The organism is Candidatus Streptomyces philanthi (genome assembly GCF_059553635.1).
Window position 1 is genome coordinate 1 of record NZ_JCANQV010000444.1, and the last position, 3,479, is coordinate 3,479.

Annotated in this window: 4 protein-coding genes; all 4 read left to right on the forward strand. The window is 75.5% G+C overall.

Features of this window, described 5'->3' with window-relative positions; all coding sequences use genetic code 11:
- Positions 1 to 409: 409 nt before the first annotated feature.
- On the forward strand, positions 410 to 859 hold the full coding sequence (locus AC51EU_RS28685) for a nuclear transport factor 2 family protein (RefSeq protein ID WP_496270005.1): 450 nt from the start codon (positions 410 to 412) through the stop codon (positions 857 to 859).
- A gap of 32 nt (positions 860 to 891) precedes the next feature.
- On the forward strand, positions 892 to 1,347 hold the full coding sequence (locus AC51EU_RS28690; protein ID WP_496270006.1) for a nuclear transport factor 2 family protein: 456 nt from the start codon (positions 892 to 894) through the stop codon (positions 1,345 to 1,347).
- 95 nt (positions 1,348 to 1,442) lie between these two features.
- A complete protein-coding gene (locus tag AC51EU_RS28695) occupies positions 1,443 to 2,768 on the forward strand; it encodes a beta-ketoacyl-[acyl-carrier-protein] synthase family protein (protein ID WP_496270007.1) in 1,326 nt (441 codons plus the stop codon).
- Positions 2,765 to 3,479: beta-ketoacyl synthase N-terminal-like domain-containing protein (locus AC51EU_RS28700; protein WP_496270008.1), on the forward strand; the 715-nt coding region annotated here is incomplete at its 3' end. The genes AC51EU_RS28695 and AC51EU_RS28700, both read left to right, overlap by 4 nt.

Consider the following 3,479-nt stretch of genomic DNA (forward strand, 5'->3'; position numbering starts at 1 on the left):
CGGGCGACGTGCCGGACCCTGGCGCGCGCCGGTCAAGGGCCGCTCAGAGGACGCTCAAGGCGCCTCCCGTAGGGCCTGTCGTCACACCCCCGTCGTCCGCCCGGAGGGCGGGCCTCGCGGCGTCCGGTGCGTGCGATCCCAAGGCGGAGGACCGCCCCGATACCGGTCGTATCGGGGCGGTCCGACAACGCGGAGAGCGTGCGTGCCGGACGCCGCGAGGCAGGCGGGGGTGTGACGACAGGGCCTGGCCCGACCGGCCCCGACGCGCGCGGTGCGCGGCGTCTTGCGCGGGCCTTGAGCGGCCCTTGAGACGGGGGCCGAAGGCTGCGACCCGTCCGGACCGGCCCGTGGTGTTCCCCGGGTCCCGCCGTCCGGACCACCGTGACCCTTCCCGTTCAAGGAGCCGTCCGTGCCGGACACCGCAGGCAGCGCGGAGCTGCACCACGAGATCCACCGTTTCTACGCCCGTCACATGTACGCCGGGGACGGCGGGGACTTCGCCGGCTGGGCCGGCGGGTTCACCGAGGACGCGGTGTTCGTCTCCAACGGGCTTCCGGCGCCGCTGGAGGGCCGCGCGGCCATCGACGCCGCCACCCGCTCCGGCTTCGCCGCGCGGGCGTCCGAGGGGATCACACACCGCCATGTGGTGACGATGCTGGCGGTCACGCCCGCCGACGAGGGGGCGGTGACGGCCCGTTCGTACGTCCTGGTGGTGGCGTCCGCCCCGGGCAAGGGGTCGTGGCTGCATGTCAGCACGGTGCTGGAGGACCGGCTGGTGCGGCAGGGGGACGAGTGGCGGGTGGCGGTGCGGCGGGTCAGCCGCGACGATCTGCCGGACGCCGGCCGGGACGCGGTCTGAGGGCCGCGGCCCGCAGCCGGTCAGGACCCGCCGTGCCCGTACTCCCGTCCCCGTCCGGTCCCGCCGCCCCGCATCCCGCGCGGGCCCGGCTGGAACGCTTCTACGCCCACCAGGTGCACGCGCTCAACCGCGGTGACTTCGCCGCGTACGGCGCGAGCTTCGCGCCCGGCGCGACCTTCGTCCTCACCGGTCGGCCCGAGCCGCTGTGCGGGGCCGCGGCCATCGCGGAGCACAGCGCGCGGCTGGCGGCGGCCCGCGCCGCGGACGGGGCGGTGCAGCGCCACCACGTCACCATGACCGACGTCCTGACGGGCGGTGACGGGGCGCTGTGCGCCCGTTCGGTCACCGTCGTCGTCACCACGCTCCCGCACGGCCGGCCGCGGATCACCGCGAGCACGGTCTGCGAGGACGTCTTCGAGGAGCACCGCGGCCGGCTGCGGATCACCGCACGGCGGGTGCGCCCGGACGCCGCGCCCGGCACGGCGTAAGGCGTGTCCGACGAGTCCCGTCCGCCACGCCCTGAACCCCGCGGCCGCTCCCGGCCGCGCCACCTTCGTCCGTCCCGCAGGGAAAGGCACTGCCCATGGCCACACCCGATCGCGCCGCGCGCCCCGCCGCCGGGCGCCGTACCGCTCCCCCGCCGCGCCGCGTGGTGATCACCGGTATCGGTGTCGTCGCGCCCGGTGGTACCGGTACCGCCGCGTTCTGGGAGCTGATCACGTCGGGGCGCACCGCCACCGGCCGGATCTCCCTCTTCGATCCCGCGCCCTTCCGTTCGCAGATCGCCGCAGAGTGCGCGTTCGACCCGGCGGCGCACGGGCTGACGCCCCGCGAGATCCGGCGGATGGGCCGGGCCGCGCAGTTCGCGGTGGTCGGTGCCCGGGAGGCGCTGGCGGACGCGGGGCTGGAGGGCGGGGTGCCCGTCCCGGAGCGCGCGGGGGTGACGATCGGTACGGCCGTGGGGGCCACCACGGAGCTGGAGGAGGAGTACACCGTCCTCAGTGACAGCGGGCGGCGGTGGCTGGTCGACGCGGAGTACGGGGTGCCGGAGCTGTACGGGCACTTCGTCCCCAGCAGCATGGCCGCCGAGGTGGCCTGGGCGGCGGGGGCACAGGGGCCGGCGGCGGTGGTGTCCACCGGCTGCACGTCGGGGATCGACGCGGTGGGGCACGCCTGCGAGGTGATCGCCGAGGGCGGTGCCGAGGTGATGGTGGCCGGGGCCACCGACGCGCCCGTCACGCCGATCGCGGTGGCCTGCTTCGACGCGATCAAGGCGACCTCGCCGCGCAACGACGACGCGGAGCACGCCTCCCGCCCGTTCGACCTCAGCCGCAACGGCTTCGTCCTGGGCGAGGGGGCCGCGGTGTTCGTGCTGGAGGAGTACGGGCACGCCCGGCGGCGCGGGGCGCACGCCTACGCGGAGATCGGGGGGTACGCCTCGCGGTGCAACGCGTACCACATGACGGGGCTGCGGCCGGACGGGCGGGAGATGGCCGCGGCGATCGACGCGGCGCTGGCGCAGGCGGGGCGGCCCGCGGACGCGGTCGACTACGTCAACGCGCACGGCTCGGGCACCCGGCAGAACGACCGGCACGAGACCGCCGCGTTCAAGCGCAGCCTCAAGGAGCACGCGTACCGGGTGCCGGTCAGCTCCATCAAGTCGATGGTGGGGCACTCGCTGGGGGCGATCGGCTCGATCGAGATCGCCGCGTGCGCCCTGGCCGTCGAGCACGGGGTGGTGCCGCCGACCGCCAATCTGCACACGCCCGACCCGGAGTGCGACCTGGACTATGTGCCGCTGACCGCCCGTGAGGTGCCGGTGGGGACGGCACTGACGGTGGGCAGCGGGTTCGGCGGGTTCCAGAGCGCGATGGTGCTGACCCGGCCGGGGAGCGGGGCGCGGAGATGAACACCGAGGGGGACGCCGTGACGCACGACGACGATGTGGTGGTGACCGGGCTCGGGGTGATGGCCCCGAACGGGCTGGACACCGAGGAGTACTGGAACGCGACGGTCAAGGGCGTCAGCGGCGTGGACCGCATCGCCCGCTACGACCCCAGCGGCTATCCCTGCCGGCTGGCGGGCGAGGTCAACGGCTTCACCGCCTCCGACCATCTCTCCGGGCGGCTGCTGCCGCAGACGGACCGGATGACGCGGATGGCGCTGGTGGCGTCGGACGCGGCGCTGGCCGACGCGGGCCTCGACCCGGGCGCGCTGCCGGAGTTCGGCGCGGGCGTGGTCACCGCGGCCTCCTCCGGGGGCTTCGAGTTCGCGCAGAAGGAACTCCAGAACCTGTGGGGCAAGGGGCCGCGCCATGTCAGCGCGTACCAGTCCTTCGCATGGTTCTACGCCGTCAACTCGGGCCAGATCTCGATCCGGCACGGGCTGCGCGGGCCCGGCGGGGTGCTGGTCAGCGACCAGGCCGGGGGGCTGGACGCGCTGGCGCACGCCCGGCGGCGGGTGCGCGCGGGGACGGCGGTGGTGCTGTCGGGCGGCATGGACGCCTCCCTGTCGCCGTGGGGGCTGGTCGCGCAGCTGACGTCGGGGCGGCTGAGCACCGTGGACGATCCGGCACGCGCCTATGTGCCGTTCGACGCGGCGGCGTGCGGCCATGTCCCCG

What these genes read in the sequence shown, in the direction of transcription:
- AC51EU_RS28695 (WP_496270007.1), top strand. Translation starts at nt 1,443, where the DNA reads ATGGCCACACCCGATCGCGCCGCGCGCCCCGCCGCCGGGCGCCGTACC.